Here is a 17,580-nt window from a genome sequence, read left to right as displayed (position 1 = left end):
CCGCCAGCGTGTCATTGCCGCCGCCACCGTCGAGCGTGTCATCGCCCGCGCCGCCGAAGACCGCATCGCTGGTGGCATGGCCGCCGCCCCAGTCATTGCCGTCATGGGCGATGATGATGCTGGGCGTGCCGTCATCGGGGCCTTGCAGTGTGGTGTTGGACCCGTCATCCCCGCTGATCACGCGGTAGGTGACGCCGTTGAAGGTAGCGAACTCCACCCCCGTCAGCGTGTCGGTGCCGTCGCGGGCGGCAACGGTATCGGTGACGATCAGCGCGCCACCGGGGCCGTAGTCAAAGCTGTACTCCGTGACCGGGCCGGTGAACACCGCACGGTCGGTGCCTGCGCCGCCGTCGAGCGTGTCGTTCCCGGTGCCGCCCGTGATCACATCGTCATTGTCGCCGCCGAAGAGGCCGTCATCGCCGACACCACCCTGAAGCGTGTCGTTGCCGCCTTCGCCCGCGAGGTTGTCATTTCCCGACCCACCGGACAGGAGATCGTTTCCGATCCCGCCAAACAGCAGGTCATCTTCGGTGCCGCCGAAAAGCTGATCCTCTCCGGCGCCCCCGAAGAGCGCATCGCTGCCAGCATCACCGTTGACGGTGTCGTCACCGGATTCGCCCCGCAGGGTATCGCCGTCCGCACCGCCGGAGAGGGAATCGTTGTCGTTGCCGCCGAGGATGTTGTCGCTGCCGGCACCCCCGATGATCGTGTCAGACCCGTCGCCGCCCGACAGTGTATCGCCACCCGTCCCGCCGGTAACGACGTCATTGCCCGCCTCGCCGTCGATAGTGACCCCGGCGGTGGTGGCGGCGGCGTTGATCGTGTCGTTGTTGGCTGTGCCGGAGACCTGCTCGAATTCGGTGAACGTGCCGGTCGTGGCGCCGCCGAAGTGGCTGAAGCTGCCTGCGCCGTTGCCGGTGAAGGTGACGGTCGCGCCGGAGCTGCTTTGCCAGTTCGCGAAATCGAGCCGGTCCGTGCCTGTACCGCCCGAGATGGTTTTCGTGCCGCTGTTGTCCCAGACGGTGGCGGTGTCGTTGCCATCCTCAAGGAACAGGGTGTCGTTACCGCTGCCTATGTCGGCGCGGTCATTGCCGGACCCGGCATAGACGAGATCGGATCCGTTCCAGTCTTCGATCGCGTCGTTGCCGCTGCCGCCGAAGATGATGTCGTTGCCATCGGCTGCGTTGATGCTGTCATCGCCCGCGCCTGCGTCGATCGTATCGTTCCCGACGGTGATGGCATCGCCATCGCTGTCGGTGAAGCCCAAGGTCATGGTGTCATTGCCGGAACTGCCATCGACCGAGCCGAAGAAGCGGATGCTTTCGATTTCGGCGAAGGTCAGGGTGCCGCCGCCGGCGAGGTTGACTGTCCCCGCCTCGTTGTTGCCGCCGCCGTAGGTGATGCCAGAGCCGTAGGTGAGGTAGAGGATATCGGAATCGGTGCCGCCTTCGCCGCCGAAGATGCTGTCGCCCGCGCCGCCGACGAAGCGGTCGGCCCCGTCACCCCCAAAAAGGCTATCCGCGCTGGCGCTGGTCGTCCCGATGAGGCTGTCGTTCCCTGCGCCGCCGTAGAGGGCGTTGTTGCCGGCACCGCCGTTCAGCGTGTCATCGCCCATATCCCCGAACAGCGTGTCATTGCCTGCTTCGCCCGCCAGGCCGTCATTCCCGGCCCCCCCGTAAAGCAGGTCATTGTCGGCGCCGCCGAAGAGCGTGTCATTTTCGGTGCCGCCAAACAGCGTGTCATCCCCGGCGTCGCCCGACAGGTTGTCAGAGCCCGCACCGCCCAGAAGCGAATCGACGCCGAAGCCGCCAAAAAGTGAATCGTTGCCGTCTTCGCCTTCCAGCGTGTCGATGCCCATGCTGCCAAAGAGCGTGTCATTTCCCGCCCCGGCCAGCACCCGGTCATTCCCGTCACCGCCTTCGATATTGTCGTTGCCATCGCCGGCATTGACGTAGTCATTGCCGTTCGCGGCGTTGATCGTGTCGTTGCCAGCGCCGGCGATGATGTCGTCGTTGGTGTTGGTGATCTGGTCGCCCTGGGCATCGGTATAGCCCAGACCCATGGAATCATTGCCGGATGTGCCATCGACCGCGGCCTTGAAATCGCCTGCCACGCGGTCAGCGATCAGATCGCCGCCATTCGCAGCCACGCTTTGCAGCGTGAGCGACATGATGGGACGCGCCGTCAGCGCGGCCTGATCCGCATTCGCCGTCTGTTCCGGGACCAGATAGGTATTGCCGTTCACATCCTGGATCACCACCGCGGTGATGTTGGCGGAGGAGCCATCGGAATAGGTGATCAGTGCGTTGTAAGTGGCCCAGCCATCGAAGTTCTGTGGCGCGCCGCCATTGATGCGGAACGAATCGTAGCCGCCGTTGTTGTCGATGTCATAGCTGCTGTTGTCATCTTCGCTGAGCCGCTCTGCCGTCAGGTTGCGGATCTGCGTGCTGAGAGGTGCCGCGGATGTGCCGTAGGTCCCAAAGAGGAACTCCGGGTTTTCCATATCCTCATCGCCCTGACCCGTGTCGATCCGGGGCAGCGTACCGAGGAAGATGACTTCGAAACTGGTGGGCATCGCGGAAGACCCCTCAGTTCAATGCACAGCGAAATGGGCGCGGAGCCCACGGCGGGCGGCGGATCGGAAGGCTGCATGATGGGGGACGCGGAGCCCCGCGATGGACAGGGCCGAGGTTTGAAGATCAAACCGCACTGGCATTGCTGCAATCGTTACCATCACCGCACCTTCACATTCGTCATCTGACTGACCCCACACGAACCAAGGGCCGATCCCGTCAGACGCCCTTCATTCCGGGGAAAGACGGCCGAAATCGGGCAGTTTTTACTCCGTTTCGCGGCAGCGATGGCGGGATGCGCGGATCACCCGGCCGACAGCGCAGACTGCCATCCGAGAGCCCGGAGAAGGACGGCCTCAGACCACTGAAATCATTGGGTTTTGCTTTGGTGTTGCAGGATGCGGGGCGCGCGCCGGGGCCGCGAATCAGCGTTAACCAGCACTGCAGATTCCTAGGCGCGAAAGATCAGCGCGGCGCGTGGCCGTTTGGGCCTGAGCGGAAACTGTTGCCAGATCGGGGCAGCTTGTTACTATACGGTAGTTCAATAAAAGAATCATCCGGGAGGCTGCATGCCCCGCGATCCGCGCCATGACATCCTGTTCGAGCCGGTGAAGATCGGGCCGAAGGTGGCGCGGAACCGGTTCTTTCAGGTTCCCCATGCATCCGGCATGACCAATGCCGCACCGCATGTGCGTGCGGCCTTTCGCGAGATGAAGGCGGAAGGGGGATGGGCTGTCGTATCCACAGGGGCCTGTTCCATCCATCCCAGTTCGGATGACAGCCCCTTTCCCTGCGCCACCTTGTGGGATGAGGCGGATCTGCGGTCGCATATGCTGATGACCGAAGCGGCGCATCGGCAGGGGGCGCTGGCGGCGGTGGAGTTGTGGCATGGTGGAGCGGCGGCGGTGAACCGGACGACGCGGCACGCGCCCCTGTCGCCATCGGGCGTGCCGTGGATGGCGACGCATGTGGGGTTCATGTCTTCAGCCCGGCCGAAGGTGATGGATGCGCAGGATATCCGCGATCTGATCCGCTGGCACGCCGAGGCGGCGGTGATGGCCGAGCGGGCGGGGTTCGACATCCTCTATGTCTATGCGGGGATGGGCTATCTGCCCTATCAGTTCCTGCTGTCGGATTATAACCGGCGGACGGATGACTATGGCGGATCGGTCCGCAATCGCGTGCGGCTGGTCGAGCAATTGATCGACGCGGTGCGCGAGGCGACGGGCGGGCGCTGTGCGGTGGCGCTGCGGATTTCCATGCAGGAGTTGCGGGGGCGGCCGTCCGAGGTAGCACCCAGCGAGGCGCATGAGGTGATCGAGCATCTGAAGGATGCGCCGGACCTGTTCGACGTGAAGATGGACTATTCCGCCACCGATTGCGCGGCAAGCCGTTACACGGCGGAGGGGAGCCATGAGCCTGTCGTCGATTTCCTGAAGACGATCACCGACAAGCCGGTGGTGGGGGTGGGGCGGTTCACCAGCCCCGATACGATGGTTTCTATGGTGAAGCGGGGTGTGCTGGACCTGATCGGGGGGGCGCGGCCGTCAATTGCCGATCCGTTCCTGCCGAAGAAGATCGAAGAGGGGCGGGTGGAGGACATCCGCGAATGCATCGGCTGCAACATGTGCATTTCCAGCTGGCATGACGGGGTTTGGGTGCGCTGCACGCAGAACCCGACGGCGGGCGAGGAATGGCGGCGTGGCTGGCATCCCGAGATCGTGCGGAAGGATGGCCGGGGACAGGTTCTGGTGGTGGGCGGCGGGCCTGCGGGCCTTGAGGCGGCGCTGACGCTGGCGCGGCGGGGGCATGAGGTGGCGCTGGCCGATGCGGCGCGGGAGTTCGGCGGGAGGCTGCGCTGGGAAAGCCGCCTTCCGGGGCTGAACCAATGGCACCGGGTGGTGGATTATCGGATGGGGCAGTTGCGGAAACTGCCGAATGTAACGCTTTACCCGGAAAGCACGCTGTCGGCGGCGGATGTGCGGGACTTCGCGGCGGATCATGTGGTGATCGCCACCGGCGCGCGCTGGTTGCCGCATCTGTGCGGGGCGAACGAGCTGCCTTCGGTGCCGCTGGAGGCGCCGCGCGTCTACACGCCCGATGACATCGCCGCAGGCGTGGTGCCGGAGGGGCCGGTCGCGGTGTTCGACTATGACAACTATTACCTTGGCTCTGCGATTGCCGAACATCTGGTCGGGAAGGGCTGCGCTGTGACCTATGTCACCACGGCGGGCGCGGCGGCGGCCTGGGGGTTCATGACGAATGAACAACCTTTGGTCCATCAGTCCTTTGCCGCGAAGGGCATCGCCTTGCGGACGCTGGAGGTGGTGACGGGGTTTGATGGCGAAAGGCTGCGGCTGGCGCAGATCTTCAGCGGTGAGGCGCGGGAGGTGGCCGTGCGGTCCCTGGTGATCGTGGGCTATCGGCAGGGGGGAAGTGCGCTGCATGAGGCGCTGGCCGGGGTGATGCCGCGCGAAAGACTGCATCTGACGGGGGATGCGCTGGCGCCGGGGGCGATCGTGCATGCCGTCTATCAGGGGCACAAGACGGCGCGGGAAGTGGGGGTGTCGGCGGCGGACGCGAGGCCGCGCCGGGATGCGCCCTTTGCGCCGCGGGATTTCCAGATGCCGGAGGCGGCGGAATGACACGGGTCGAGGGGCGCAGACGGCAAGGCAGCCGCCCCTCGGGCGGGGTGCCGCAGCGGCCCTTCGGGCAGGTGGAGCGGCGGGTCGATTGGGTGCGGGTGATATCCGACGATCAGGTCGCTGCGATCCATGCGGCGGCACTGGATGTGCTGGCGCGGCAGGGGCTGCGCGTGCTGCATGGCCCGGCGCGCGATCTATACGCGCAGGCCGGGGCGCGGGTGGAGGGCGAGACGGTCCGCCTTGACCCGGCGCTGGTGGCGGAGCGGTTGGCGACGGTGCCGGGGGAATTCACGCTGGAAGCGCGGGACCCGCGGAAATCCCTGAAGATCGGGGGGGCGCATTGCGTTTACGCCTCGGTCGGGGGGCCGGCCTATGTGATGTGCAACGACAAGGGGCGGCGGGACGGAACCTATGCCGAGATGTGCGATTTCCTGCGGCTGGTGCAGGGGTTGAACGTCCTCCATCAGGAGGGCGGCTGTCCGTTCGAGCCGCTGGACCTGCCCGCGAACACGCGGCATCTGGACATCTATCATGCGCAGATCCGGCATCTGGACAAAAGCTGGCAGACCCAGACGCTGGGCCATGCCCGGACGATGGACGGGATCGAGATGGCGGCGATTATGCTGGGCACGACGGCAGAGGGGCTGCGGGAACGGCCGGTGCTGCTGGGGATCATCAACACCAATTCGCCGCTGCAACTGGATGTGCCGATGGCGGAGGGGCTGATTGCGATGGCGGCGCATGGGCAGGTGAATGTGATCACGCCCTTCACTCTGGCCGGGGCGATGGCGCCCGTGACGCTGGCGGGCGCGCTGGTGTTGCAACATGCCGAGGCGCTGGCCGGGATCGTGCTGACGCAGATTGTGCGGCCGGGCGTGCCGGTGATGTATGGCGGGTTCACCAGCAATGTGGACATGCGGTCTGGCGCGCCCGCCTTTGGCACGCCAGAATACGCCAAGGCGGCGCAGGCAAGCGGGCAATTGGCGCGGCATGTGGGCGTGCCGTTCCGATCGTCCAACGTGACGGCGGCGAATGCGGTGGATGCGCAGGCGGCCTATGAATCGCAGATGGCGCTGTGGGGGGCATTGACCGGGGGGGCGCATCTTCTGGAGCACGCGGCGGGCTGGCTGCATGGCGGGCTGACGGCGAGTTTCGAGAAGCTGATCCTGGATGCCGAGATGCTGCAGATGATGGATGCCTGGTTCGAGCCGCTTGCGACGACCGAGGCCGATCTGGCGCTGGACGCGATCCTCGAGGCGGGCGCGGGCGGGCATTTCTTTGGGACGGTGCATACGATGGAACGCTATGAGCGGGCCTTTCATGCGCCGATGGTATCGAACTGGGACAATTACCCGAACTGGGTGCAGCGCGGCGGGATCGACGCGGCGCAGCGGGCGAACACCGTCTGGAAAGAGCTTTTGGCGCAGGCCGAGGATCCCCCCCTTGATGCCGCCGTGGACGAGGCGCTGGCCGCCTATGTCGCGCAGCGCAAGGCCGAAGGCGGGGCGCCGATGAACTGATGCGCAGAACAGAACAAGGGGACAGGGACGCATGAAAGCCGCAGCCGCACTGGTCATGATCGCCGCTTCGGGCCTTGCCGCGCCCGTGTTCGCGCAGGATGTCACGGTCTATGGCGGAGGGACGGCGGAATTCCTGCACCGGCCGGATGGGGATGACCAGCCGAATGTGTCCAGCCTCGCGCTTTATGCCGAGGCCGAGGTTTCGGGTTTCTATGCGGGCGTCTGGGCGCGGATGGCGAATGTGGACAGCTATGATCGGCTGGATGCCTATCTGGGCTACCGCAACGACCTTGAGGGCGGGTTTTCCTATGATCTGGGTTACTATCGCTATGGCTATGTGAACGACAGCGCGTCGAATTACGGCGAGTTGACGCTGGGGATCGCGCAGGCGTTGGCGGAAACGGCGTCGGTGTCGATGGATCTGGCCTATGACCCGGACAATGCGCTTGCGAATGCCTATGTCGGGGTGGAGCTTTACCCCAGCGCGACATGGACCGTTTCAGCGAATTACGGTGTCTATGAGGTGGCCGGGGCGGGCAGCGAGCGGGAGTGGGATTTCGGCGCGAGCCATCAGGTGGCAGAGAGCACCTCCGTCGATCTGCGGTGGTATGACGGATCGGAATATGTTCAGGGCTATCTGGGCGTTGCGATTTCCTTCGACACCACCTTGTTCGGGGGCTGATCCATGCCCGAGATCGCCCAGTCCTATCCCTTTGGTCTGACGGAGATCGAAAATATCTGGGTGCCGATGCCCGATGGTGTGCGGCTGGCCGGGCGGCTGTGGCTGCCCGAGGGGGCGGGACCCGACCAACCCGGAAAGGTTCCGCTGATCCTGGAATACCTGCCCTATCGCAAGCGCGACGGGACGCGGGCGCGGGATGAGAAGATGCACCGCTATCTGGCGCGGCACGGCTATGCCTGCTTGCGGCTGGACATCCGGGGGACCGGCGACAGCGAGGGGATCATCACCGACGAATATTCGGTGCAGGAGCAGGAGGATGGCGTGGCGGCTATCGACTGGCTGTCGCGGCAGGACTGGTGCGACGGGCAGGTGGCGATGATCGGCATCAGCTGGGGCGGGTTTAACGGGCTGCAGATCGCGGCGCGGCAGCCTGCGGCGTTGAAGACGATCATCACGGTGGGATCGACGGATGACCGTTATGCCACGGATATCCACTGGGTCGGCGGTTGCCTGTCGAAGGACAATTTCGACTGGTCCTCCACCATGTTCGCCAGTCAGGACCTGCCGCCCGATCCGGCCATCGTGGGGGATCGGTGGCGTGACATGTGGCGGGCGCGGATGGAGGCGAACAGCCCGTGGATCCTGACATGGCTGCGGCATCAGTCGCGGGATGCCTATTGGAAGCAGGGGTCGGTCTGCGAGGATTTGTCGCGCATCACGATCCCGGTCTATGCGGTGTCGGGCTGGGCGGACAATTATTCCGAAGCCGTGCCGCGCCTGATGGCGGGGTTGTCGGGGCCGCGGCGGGGGTTGATCGGGCCTTGGGCGCATTCCTTTCCGCATGACGTGACGGTGGAGCCGGCGATCGGCTGGTTGCAGGAGGTGCTGCGCTGGTGCGACCACTGGCTGAAGGGGCGCGAGACGGGGATCATGGACGAACCCCTGCTGCGCGCCTGGATGCAGGAGAGCGTGCCACCGCAGACCTGCTATCGTGAGCGGCCGGGCTATTGGGTGGGCGAGGATCAGTGGCCATCGCCCAGGATCGAGGCGCGGCGGATGGCGCTGGGGGATCACGGGCGTCTGGGGGCGGCAGGCGCGGGCGAGGTGTCGATCTGTTCGCCCCTCTGGGTTGGGGCGGCGGCGGGCGAGGTGGGGCGCTATGGCGACGATGCGGAATGGGCGACCGATCAGCGCGAGGATGACGGCGGATCGCTGGTCTTTGTGACCGAGCCTTTGGCCGAGGATGTGGAGATACTGGGTGCGCCGCAGCTGCATCTGACCTTTGCCAGCGACAAGCCCCGGGCGCTGGTATCGGTGCGGGTGAATGATGTCGCGCCGGGGGGCGCATCGACGCGGGTGGCCATCGGGCATCTGAACCTGTGCCACAGGTTCGGGCATGGCGCCCCGCAGGACCTGATCCCCGGTGAGATGACGGTGGCGACGGTGGATCTGGATGATATCGGGCATCGCTTTCCGGCAGGGCATCGGATCGCTGTGTCAATTTCCACCGTCTATTGGCCGATTGCCTGGCCTTCGCCGGAACTGGCGACGCTGACGCTGCGGCGGGGGGAGAGCGCGCTGGTTCTGCCGGTGCGGCCCGTTCGGGCAGAGGATGCAGACCTGCGGATGTTCGATGCGCCGGAATGTGCGGCGGCGGAGGCGCAGCATGATCTGCCGATACCCCCCGACGCGCCCATCGCGCGGCGGCGGGTCACGCGCGATCTGCTGAGCGGCGAAAGCCTGGTGGAGTTTCCGCGCTGGACCTATGCGACCGAAATGCCCGCCATCGGGCAGACCCACCGGGGAACGGGCTATGCGCGGTATCGCATCACCGAGTGCGACCCGCTGAGCGCGCGTTGCGAGACGGGATATACCGTGCGGATCGAGCGCGCCGACACGACCATCCTGCATGAGAGCGAGGGGTCGCTGACCTGCGATGCCACGCATTTCATCGTGAGCATGTGCCTGCGGATCAGCGAGAACGGGGTGCCGGTGTTCAGCCGCGACTGGAACGAAAGGATCGCGCGTGACCACATGTAGCAAGGGGGGTGCGGGCTGATGCTGGCCTATGCGATCCGGCGGATGGGGTTGTCCCTGCTGATCCTGATCGTGGTCATGGTGGCCATGTATGGCATGGTCTTTCTGGTGCCGGGCGATCCGGCATCGCTGGCGCTGGGGCCGCGCGCGACGCCGGAATTGAAAGAGGCGCTGCGCGAGCGGATGGGGCTGGACCAGCCGATCCTGACGCAGATTGCGTATTTCTTCGGCAATGTGCTGCGCGGTGATCTGGGGGTGGATGTCTGGTCGAAGCGGCCGGTGCTGGAGCAGATCCTGGAGGTGTTTCCCAATACTCTGATCCTTGGCGTCGTGGCGCTGGGTTGGGCGCTGGTGATGGGCATCGTTCTGGGCTGTGCGGCGGTGGTCTGGCGGGACACATGGGCGGACCGGTTGCTGGGCGTGCTGTCGGTCAGCGTGATTTCGGTGCCGTCCTTTGTGGTGGCGATCTATGCGCTGATCGTCTTCGCGGTCTGGCTGAACTGGCTGCCCGCCATCGGGGCGGGGGAGGCGGGGGATTTCTGGAGCCAGGTGCGGGCCTTGATCCTGCCGGCCTTTGCGGTGGGGATCGGCTGGGTGGGCTATCTGGCGCGGCTGATACGGGCGTCGATGCTGGAGGTGATGGAGGCGCCGCATATCCGCACGGCGCGGGCCTTCGGGATGCGCGAGCGCGATATCGTGTTCCGCCATGCGCTGCGGGTGGCCATCGTGCCGACGATTTCCATTCTGGCGGTGGGGTTCGGGTCGATCCTTTCCAGCGCGGTGTTTGTGGAAAGCGTGTTTTCCCGCCCCGGCATCGGCACGCTGATCACCGGGGCGGTGGAGAAGCGGAACTATCCCGTGGTGATGGGAACCGTGCTGTTCATGACCGGCTTTTACCTGCTGGTCGTTACTGCTGCCGATCTGTTGATCGCGCGGCTGGATCCGAGGGTGCGCGATGTCCTTCGCGGTTGAGGAAACGGTGCCGGGGCGGCGGGGGATCGGGCGGGCGCTCTTGGCCGATCCGATGGGATTGGCGGGGTTGGTGCTGGTGGTGGTGTTCCTGCTGATGGCGCTGCTGGCGCCATGGATCGCGCCCTATGATCCCATCGCGCTGGACGTGAAGGCGAAGTTCCAGCCGCCTTCGGCGGCGCATTGGGCGGGGACGGATCATCTGGGACGGGATCTGTTGTCGCGGATCATCTGGGGGGCAAGGCTCGCCTTGGGGATTGCGATAACGTCGGTGGGCATCGCGGGGGCCATCGGGTTGGTGCTGGGGTTGATCGCAGGCTATGGGCCGCGCTGGTTGGACAGCATCCTTGTGTTGATCTTTGACAGCATGTCGTCGCTGCCGATGATCTTTTTCGCGCTGGCGGTGATCACGGTGCTGGGGCCGGGGACAACCACGCTGATTATCGTGATCGTGCTGGTGTCATTCCCCGCCTATGCGCGGCTGATCCGCACCCAGACGCTGGCCCTGTCGGGGGCGGATTTCATTCTGGCGGAACGGGCGATGGGGGCGGGCGCGGGGCGGATCATCTTTTGCCATCTGCTGCCCAATGTGGTGGGGCCGCTGGTCATCCTGATCTGCATGGATATCCCGGTGGTGATCATGCTGGAGGCGGGGCTGAGTTACCTCAATCTTGGGGTGAAGCCGCCGTCGCCGTCCTGGGGGAACATCCTTTCGGAAGGCTACAACGCGCTGCGGCAGGCGCCGCATGTGGTGGTGGTGGCGGGGGTGCCGCTGGTTCTGGCGACGCTGGGTTTCACCTTTCTGGGTGAAGGCCTGCGCGATGTGCTGGACCCGCGCGGGGCCGGGAGGCGCTGGGGATGAGCGTGTTGTCGGTGGAGGGGCTGTCGGTCAGTTACCGCGTGCTGGGGGGGCGGTTGCAGGCGGTGCGCGATGTGACGCTGGCGGTAGGCCGGGGCGAGGTGCTGGGGATCATGGGAGAGAGCGGCTGCGGCAAGTCCACGCTGGCGGCGGCGATGATCGGGCTTTTGCCGCAGGGGGCAGAGGTGGCGGCGGGGGCGATCCGGCTGAACGGGACGGACATGCTGCGCCTGTCGGGGGAAGAGAAGCGGCGGCTGCGGGGGCAGCGGATCGCGATGGTGTTCCAGGACCCGATGACGGCCTTCAACCCGGTGCTGACCATCGGGCGGCAACTGGCGGATTTCGCAGGCGCACATGGCGGGGTGAAGGGGGCGGCGGAGATTGCGGGGATGCTGGAGCGGGTGGGGATACCCGATCCGGGGCGGTGTTTGCGGCGCTATCCGCATGAGCTTTCGGGGGGGATGCGGCAGCGGGTGGCGATTGCGGCGGCGCTGCTGGTGAGGCCCGATGTTCTGATCGCGGATGAGCCGACGACGGCGCTGGACGTGACGATGGAGGCGCAGATCATCCATCTGCTGCGCGACCTGCGGTCAAGCTTTGACGGGGCGATTGTCGTGGTGACGCATCATCTGGGGGTGATCGCCGAACTCTGCGACCGGGTGGCGGTGATGTATGCGGGCGAGGTGGTGGAAGAGGCGGGGGTGGATGCGCTGTTCCGCGATCCGCGCCATCCCTATACCCGGGCGCTTTTGTCCTGCGATCCGGCGGTGGTGATGCCGGGAAGCGGGCATCTGCCGACGATCGGGGGGCGCATTCCGGACCTGATGGCGCTGCCTGCGGGCTGTGCCTTTGCGGCGCGCTGCGGGATGGCCGAGGCGGGGTGCGCGGCGCCCGTGCCGCGGCATCAGGAGGCGGGGCGGTCGGTGCTGTGCCACAGGAGCGCGGCATGAGCGCGGTGCTGGACCTGGCGCGGGTGTCGGTGGCCTTGCCTCTGGGCGGGTTCCTGTCGCGGGCGCGCCTGCCGATCCTGATGGATGTGAGCCTGTCGGTGGGGCGCGGGGAAAGCGTGGCGCTGGTGGGGGAGAGCGGATCGGGCAAGACGACGCTGGCGCGGGCGGTGATGGGGTTGCAGGCCGTGTCGGGCGGGAGCATCGCGCTGGACGGGCAGGCGGTGGAGGGGGCGGCGGGCCATGCGCGGCTGCGCCGGGCGGCGGCGATGATGTTTCAGGATGCCACCGCGTCTTTGTCGCCGCGTCTGACGGTGGGCTATCTGGTGACAGAGCCGTTCCGCATCCATGGCGTGGCCTTGCCGGACCCCGAGGGGATGGCGCGGGAGTTGCTGGCCAAGGTCGGGCTGCCGCCGGCCATGGCGCGACGCTATCCGCATGAACTGTCGGGCGGGCAGGCGCGGCGGGTGGGGGTGGCGCGGGCGCTGGCGCTGAAACCCCGGCTGGTGATCGCGGATGAGCCGACGGCGGGGCTGGATGTTTCGGTGCAGGCCGAGGTGTTGAACCTGATGGCGGACCTGCGGGCGGAGATGGGGCTCGCCTATCTGATCATCACCCACAACCTTGCGCTGGTGCGGCATGTGGCCGACCGGGTGGTTGTCCTCTATCTCGGCCGGGTGGTGGAAAAGGGGCCGACGGCGCAGGTCTTTGCCGCGCCCGCCCATCCCTATACCGCGAGCCTGATCGCCGCCGAGCCGAGGCCCGATCCGCGCCAAAGGCGAATGGATCTGGCCATAAGGGGCGAGGTGCCGTCGGTCCTGCGGCGGCCGTCGGGATGCGAGTTCCATACGCGCTGCCCGATGGCGCGCGAGGTTTGCCGCGTGACGGCGCCGGACCTTGCGCCGGTGGGCGCAGGGCGGCAGGCGCGGTGCCATTTTGCCGATCAACGAAAAGACCAACAGGGAGAACAACATGCAGTGGAACACCGATAGGCGCGGCTTCCTGAAGGCCGCAGGGATGGGTCTGGCGGCGGCGGCGGCGATGCCGCGCTTTGGCTGGGCGGCGGAGGGCGACACGCTTCGCCTGCGGGTGGGTGCGGATTTTCAGGTGCTGGACCCGTTCGGGATCATCGGCGAACTGGACGACATCATCCCGCGCTGCACCAATGTAACGCTGGTGCGCCTGGGCGACATGCGCGAGGGGAATGCGGTGCGGCCCTGGGCGGCGGAGAAGATCGAATGGCTGGATGGCACGCGGCTGGCCTTCACGCTGCGCGAGGGGCTGACATGGACGGGGGATTTCGGCCCGGTGACGGCGGCGGATGTGAAGTTTTCGTTCGAGCGGATCGCGGGGTCTGACAGCGCCTGGGCCTATCAGTTCGAGAAGCTGAAGGAGGTGGAGGTCATTGACGACCGCAACGGAATCATCCACCTGACCGAGGCCTTCGCGCCCTTCATGGTGATCGCCCTGCCCTATTATGGCGGGCATATCGTCTGCCAGAAGGCGGTAGAGGCGGCGGGGGGAAGCTATACGACCGAAATCCCGGCGCAATGCGGGCCTTACCTGATGGAAGCGTGGGAGCAGAACCAGAAGGTGACGCTGGTCGCCAACCCGGACTGGACGGGAGAGAAGCCCGCCTTTGGGCGGGTGGAGTTCTACATCGTCACCGACGATCAGGCGGCGCAACTCGCCTATGAGGCGGATGCCTTCGACTTTACCCGCGTGGCGGTGGGGGCGGCGTCGCAACTGAAAGGCGCGATGCCGGAGGGGGCGGCGCTGATCGAGGCGGCCTCTACCCGCTATGCCTGGCTGACGATCAACATGAATGCCGAGCCGTTGAAGGATATCCGCGTGCGGCAGGCGATCCAGTATGCCTATGACGGCGAGGCGGTGCTGGCCGGGGCCTATGACGGGCTGGTGGCGCGGTCCACGGGTGTGGTGCCGCCGACATCGGGCTATGCGCGGGCGTCGAACCTGATTGCGGCGCGGGATGTGGCCCGGGCGCAGGAATTGCTGGCCGAGGCGGGGGCAGAGGGGTTGGAGGTGAACCTTTACGCCCTGACCGACGGGACAAGCCAGACGATTGCGCAGATCATTCAGGCCAATCTGGCCGAGGCCGGCATCACGGTGAACATCCAGCCGACGGAAGAGGCCGCCTATTGGGCCTTGGGCGACAAGACGGCGGGCGAGGGTTACAAATCCGTCGAACTGGTGCTGATGAACTTTGCCGGCGGGATCGACCCGACGGAGAATCTGGTGTGGTTCCGCCCCGATCAGATCGGGATCTACAACTGGTCTTTCTTTGACAGCGCGGAATATGAGGACCTGTATCAGGCGTCCATGACCGAGCAGGACACCGACAAGCGGCGGGCCATGTTCAACCGGATGGAGGACCTGATGGAGGAATCGGGCGGGTTCATCTTCATCTGCTTTGAACCCTATCTGGCGATCCATGACGCGAACCTTGTGCCGGTGATCCTTGCCGATGGCCACCCCGACCCGGTAGCCTTCCGCAAGGCATGACCCGGGCGCAAGCCCCAGAGCGGAACGACAGGCGTGACGGACGCGACCAAGAGAAAGGCCCGCCTGTCGCCCGCCGACCGGCGGGCGCTGCTGGAAGACGCCGCCCGCACCTGCATGGCGCGGGGCGGCATCCGGGAATTCACCGTGGACAAGGTGGCCGCCGAGGCCGGGGTGTCGCGGGGGCTGATCACGCATCACTTCGGGTCGATGGACGGGCTGCTGGTGGCGGTCTACCAGAGGATGTACCGCGAATGGATCGAGGTGTTCGACGCGCCGCGACCGGGCCTGTCGCGCATCGAAGCGATGGTGGAGGCGCTGGTGTCGCCCGACCTGTTCAACCGTGATGTCCTGAACATCTGGCTGACCCTGTGGGGCGAGATCGCGAACAACCCGGTGCTGCGGGCAGCGCATCGCAACCTGTATGGCGATTACCGCGCCACGATCATGGCCGCGCTGGACGAGGCGGCGGCGGCGAACGGGCGGCGGATCGAGGCCGAGACGGTCGCCGCGGCCTTCATCTGCCTGATCGACGGCTTTGGGGTGCAGCGCTGCGTGGAACCCGCGCTGTTGACCGAGGCGGATGCCCGGGCGGCCTGCTGGGCCTTTCTGCGGCCGCACATCGGCGAAGCTGGCCGCTAATCACGGGGCCAAGCCCGCCACGGCGCAGCGGCGGGCGGGCGGGCGGGCGCAAACCGCGAATCAGTTTCGCTGGGCGGGTAATCCATTGGCGAATGCGGGATTGGTTCTACAATCTTTGCGTGTATTCCATCTGAAGATGCGCCCCCGTTCTGCCGCAGTTCCGCCGCAATCCAAATCCGCCATTTCGGGCTTTGTTTACGGGCGGGAAACGGACCGACGGCGCAACGGGAATTGATAAGTGCAGCCCATATCAATGATGGCAGGAACATGTCCGAAAGTCGGCATGACGCACAGTTTCGGATAGATCGGGGCAGCAATTAAGGTAGCTTAATTCCAAGGGATAGGAAGCGGCTGGATCAACTGGCCCGGCCCCCATCAGGGCCCGATCCGATCTTGTGAATTGGAACTGAGATGCTGAACCTTGTACTTGTGGATGACCATCCGATCGTGCTGGCAGGGCTGGCCGATATCCTGCGTGGGCAGGCGAATTACACCATTCAGGCGACCGGCGCGACTGCCGATGCCGCGCTGCGGCATGTGCTGGACGGGCGCTGCGACATGCTGATCACGGAGCTGACGCTGCCGGGCGATGTGCTGGGCATGATCCGCCAGATCCGGGCCGAGAAACCGGCGGTGAAAATCCTGATCTTCACCGCGTCGAACAGCACCGAGGAGTGCATGCAGGCCTTGTCCGCGGGTGCGCATGGCATCGTGCTGAAGGGCAGTTCCGGAACGGATATTCACTATGCCATCGAGGAAGTGGCCGCGGGCAAGGAGTTCATCTCTTCGTCCATGGCGACACGGATCATCCGCGAGATGCGCGCCGCCGAGCAGCGCAAGGCGGTGCGGGCGTCGGTCGGCCTGAACTCGCGCGAGGATCAGGTGGTGCGGGAGTTGCTGAACGGATCGTCCAACAAGGAGATCGCGAACAAGCTGAACCTCTCGGACAAGACGGTGAAGCATTACATGACCCAGATCATGCAAAAATTCAACGCGCGCAACCGGTTGGAGGTCGTGCTGGAGGTGCAGCGCATGAACGGGGTGGGCGACGGACGGGAGCGCTTCACCGCCTGAGGGCAAGGGGGCGCGGCGCTTTCGGGGCGCATAAGCAGCAGAAGAACACAAGGTCGCTGCCCCGGGATTTCGGGGCGGGGAATGGCGCTTTGCCGGATGGCAGGGGCGCGCGTGATGGATGCAGAGACGAGGAGACACGCAGATGACGAGCCGGGCGCAGGATGTGGCGATCTATCTTTCCCACCATTTTCACCATGCGTGGGAAGGGTTTGGCTTCTTTGATCTGCAGCGGTTGATGTATCTGGCGCAGGGGTGGCATCTGGCTGGGGGGCGGGGGGTTCTGTTTTCGGACTCCATCGGCGCGCACAAGGCGGCGCCGTTGACCTATTCGGTCAAGGGTTTGTTGCCGATGGAAGAAATGCTGCCCGAGCCCGATCTGACGGCGGAGGATGAGGAGTTCCTCGACAGTTTCTGCATCACCTATGGCGTGGCCGACCGCGCCGCCGTGCGGCGGCAGGTGGACCGCGAGGATGGCGCGTGGCGGCTGGCACAGCTGACCGGGGGCGAAGGCGCGACAATCCCGCCGCAGCTGATGGAAGCGACCTTCCGGCTGATGCTGCTGGATCACATGGATGCCGGCCAGAAGCTGCGCAAGAGCCAGATGATCGCGCAAAAACAACGCTTTGAGGGCGGCAACGTGGTGGCCTTCCGCGCCCGCTGAGGGCGGTCAGGCGGCCTTGTCGAAGGCCGTGTCCATGGCCCTGTCTGCGTCCGGGGATCGGGCGGGGGCGAAGGGTTGCCACGCATAGGCGTAATAACCGAACATCTGTTCAAGCGCGGCCAGCGCGGCGGCGTGGGCCCGGGCCGGGCGGGCGTGGGGAATGGGGTTCGACATCGCATGTCTCCTGTTACGCGCCTCACTTAGGCCTGTGGGCGGGCGGGCGTAAGGGGCAGATATGCATGGTCGCCATGCACCCGGCGCAAGCCTGCGCGCGCCGTGTTTATCTTGCAGTTTTCCAACGGTTTGGCTGACGGCGCCTGTGCCGGAACGGGTGCAGGAACGGGTGCAGACGGGCGTGCATACGCGCGGTGCCGCAACGGAACGGAAAGGGTTGAATTAACCATGGCATGAGTCGCCCGCGCGGGAAGGCGGTGCAGGGGCGGCGGCGGCA

14 protein-coding genes are annotated in these 17,580 nt (G+C 65.8%); 12 read left to right on the top strand and 2 right to left on the bottom strand.

Translation table 11 applies throughout. The annotated features are described in order from the left end of the window. The coding region (locus tag GU920_RS08310) for a calcium-binding protein (RefSeq protein ID WP_161766443.1) at positions 1-2,575 on the bottom strand (2,575 nt) is incomplete at its 3' end. Positions 2,576-3,142: 567 nt separating this feature from the next. Here GU920_RS08310 and GU920_RS08305 point away from each other — a divergent pair. From GU920_RS08305 to GU920_RS08250, 12 genes are all read left to right on the top strand, one after another. Next, positions 3,143-5,218, top strand: a complete 2,076-nt coding sequence (locus GU920_RS08305; RefSeq protein WP_161766442.1) for an oxidoreductase — start codon at positions 3,143-3,145, stop codon at positions 5,216-5,218. Further along, positions 5,215-6,738 carry a trimethylamine methyltransferase family protein gene (locus tag GU920_RS08300; protein WP_161766441.1) on the top strand — a complete coding sequence of 508 codons (1,524 nt, stop codon included), beginning with the start codon at positions 5,215-5,217 and terminating at the stop codon, positions 6,736-6,738. Before GU920_RS08305 ends, GU920_RS08300 begins: the two co-directional genes overlap by 4 nt. 31 nt (positions 6,739-6,769) lie before the next feature. Beyond that, positions 6,770-7,420 (top strand): hypothetical protein, encoded by a 651-nt coding sequence (locus GU920_RS08295; RefSeq protein ID WP_161766440.1) that lies wholly within the window; start codon positions 6,770-6,772, stop codon positions 7,418-7,420. A gap of 3 nt (positions 7,421-7,423) precedes the next feature. Further along, a complete protein-coding gene (locus tag GU920_RS08290) occupies positions 7,424-9,460 on the top strand; it encodes a CocE/NonD family hydrolase (RefSeq protein ID WP_161766439.1) in 2,037 nt (678 codons plus the stop codon). An 18-nt stretch (positions 9,461-9,478) separates the two neighbouring features. Further along, the gene (locus GU920_RS08285; RefSeq protein WP_161766438.1) at positions 9,479-10,429 is read left to right on the top strand and encodes an ABC transporter permease; all 951 of its coding nucleotides are present in this window, start codon (positions 9,479-9,481) and stop codon (positions 10,427-10,429) included. Next, positions 10,413-11,288, top strand: a complete 876-nt coding sequence (locus GU920_RS08280; protein ID WP_161766437.1) for an ABC transporter permease — start codon at positions 10,413-10,415, stop codon at positions 11,286-11,288. Before GU920_RS08285 ends, GU920_RS08280 begins: the two co-directional genes overlap by 17 nt. Next, positions 11,285-12,235 carry an ABC transporter ATP-binding protein gene (locus GU920_RS08275; protein WP_161766436.1) on the top strand — a complete coding sequence of 317 codons (951 nt, stop codon included), beginning with the start codon at positions 11,285-11,287 and terminating at the stop codon, positions 12,233-12,235. The genes GU920_RS08280 and GU920_RS08275 overlap by 4 nt, the downstream gene beginning before the upstream one ends. Continuing rightward, positions 12,232-13,224, top strand: coding sequence for an oligopeptide/dipeptide ABC transporter ATP-binding protein (locus tag GU920_RS08270; RefSeq protein WP_161766435.1), 993 nt, complete (start codon positions 12,232-12,234; stop codon positions 13,222-13,224). The genes GU920_RS08275 and GU920_RS08270 overlap by 4 nt, the downstream gene beginning before the upstream one ends. Continuing rightward, on the top strand, positions 13,205-14,755 hold the full coding sequence (locus GU920_RS08265; protein ID WP_161766434.1) for an ABC transporter substrate-binding protein: 1,551 nt from the start codon (positions 13,205-13,207) through the stop codon (positions 14,753-14,755). The genes GU920_RS08270 and GU920_RS08265 overlap by 20 nt, the downstream gene beginning before the upstream one ends. A gap of 33 nt (positions 14,756-14,788) precedes the next feature. Next, positions 14,789-15,394: a TetR/AcrR family transcriptional regulator gene (locus GU920_RS08260; RefSeq protein ID WP_161766433.1), complete on the top strand. Its 606-nt coding sequence runs from the start codon at positions 14,789-14,791 to the stop codon at positions 15,392-15,394. 411 nt (positions 15,395-15,805) lie between these two features. Beyond that, positions 15,806-16,468 carry a LuxR C-terminal-related transcriptional regulator gene (locus tag GU920_RS08255; RefSeq protein WP_161766432.1) on the top strand — a complete coding sequence of 221 codons (663 nt, stop codon included), beginning with the start codon at positions 15,806-15,808 and terminating at the stop codon, positions 16,466-16,468. A 142-nt stretch (positions 16,469-16,610) separates the two neighbouring features. Beyond that, entirely contained in the window at positions 16,611-17,129 is a 519-nt protein-coding gene (locus tag GU920_RS08250; protein WP_161766431.1) for a hypothetical protein, read from the top strand. A 6-nt stretch (positions 17,130-17,135) separates the two neighbouring features. On the opposite strand, the gene GU920_RS08245 is transcribed toward GU920_RS08250, so the two are convergent. Next, the gene (locus GU920_RS08245) at positions 17,136-17,303 is read right to left on the bottom strand and encodes a hypothetical protein (RefSeq protein ID WP_161766430.1); all 168 of its coding nucleotides are present in this window, start codon (positions 17,301-17,303) and stop codon (positions 17,136-17,138) included. Positions 17,304-17,580 lie beyond the last annotated feature (277 nt).

The sequence above is a fragment of the Paragemmobacter ruber genome (assembly GCF_009908315.1).
Classification (GTDB): Bacteria; Pseudomonadota; Alphaproteobacteria; order Rhodobacterales; family Rhodobacteraceae; genus Paragemmobacter; species Paragemmobacter ruber.
This window is presented reverse-complemented; position numbering and strand designations above follow the sequence as displayed.

What these genes read in the sequence shown, in the direction of transcription:
- GU920_RS08305 (WP_161766442.1), top strand. Translation starts at nt 3,143, where the DNA reads ATGCCCCGCGATCCGCGCCATGACATCCTGTTCGAGCCGGTGAAGATC.
- GU920_RS08300 (WP_161766441.1), top strand. Translation starts at nt 5,215, where the DNA reads ATGACACGGGTCGAGGGGCGCAGACGGCAAGGCAGCCGCCCCTCGGGC.
- GU920_RS08295 (WP_161766440.1), top strand. Translation starts at nt 6,770, where the DNA reads ATGAAAGCCGCAGCCGCACTGGTCATGATCGCCGCTTCGGGCCTTGCC.
- GU920_RS08290 (WP_161766439.1), top strand. Translation starts at nt 7,424, where the DNA reads ATGCCCGAGATCGCCCAGTCCTATCCCTTTGGTCTGACGGAGATCGAA.
- GU920_RS08285 (WP_161766438.1), top strand. Translation starts at nt 9,479, where the DNA reads ATGCTGGCCTATGCGATCCGGCGGATGGGGTTGTCCCTGCTGATCCTG.
- GU920_RS08280 (WP_161766437.1), top strand. Translation starts at nt 10,413, where the DNA reads ATGTCCTTCGCGGTTGAGGAAACGGTGCCGGGGCGGCGGGGGATCGGG.
- GU920_RS08275 (WP_161766436.1), top strand. Translation starts at nt 11,285, where the DNA reads ATGAGCGTGTTGTCGGTGGAGGGGCTGTCGGTCAGTTACCGCGTGCTG.
- GU920_RS08270 (WP_161766435.1), top strand. Translation starts at nt 12,232, where the DNA reads ATGAGCGCGGTGCTGGACCTGGCGCGGGTGTCGGTGGCCTTGCCTCTG.
- GU920_RS08265 (WP_161766434.1), top strand. Translation starts at nt 13,205, where the DNA reads ATGCAGTGGAACACCGATAGGCGCGGCTTCCTGAAGGCCGCAGGGATG.
- GU920_RS08255 (WP_161766432.1), top strand. Translation starts at nt 15,806, where the DNA reads ATGCTGAACCTTGTACTTGTGGATGACCATCCGATCGTGCTGGCAGGG.
- GU920_RS08250 (WP_161766431.1), top strand. Translation starts at nt 16,611, where the DNA reads ATGACGAGCCGGGCGCAGGATGTGGCGATCTATCTTTCCCACCATTTT.
- GU920_RS08245 (WP_161766430.1), bottom strand. Translation starts at nt 17,303, where the DNA reads ATGTCGAACCCCATTCCCCACGCCCGCCCGGCCCGGGCCCACGCCGCC.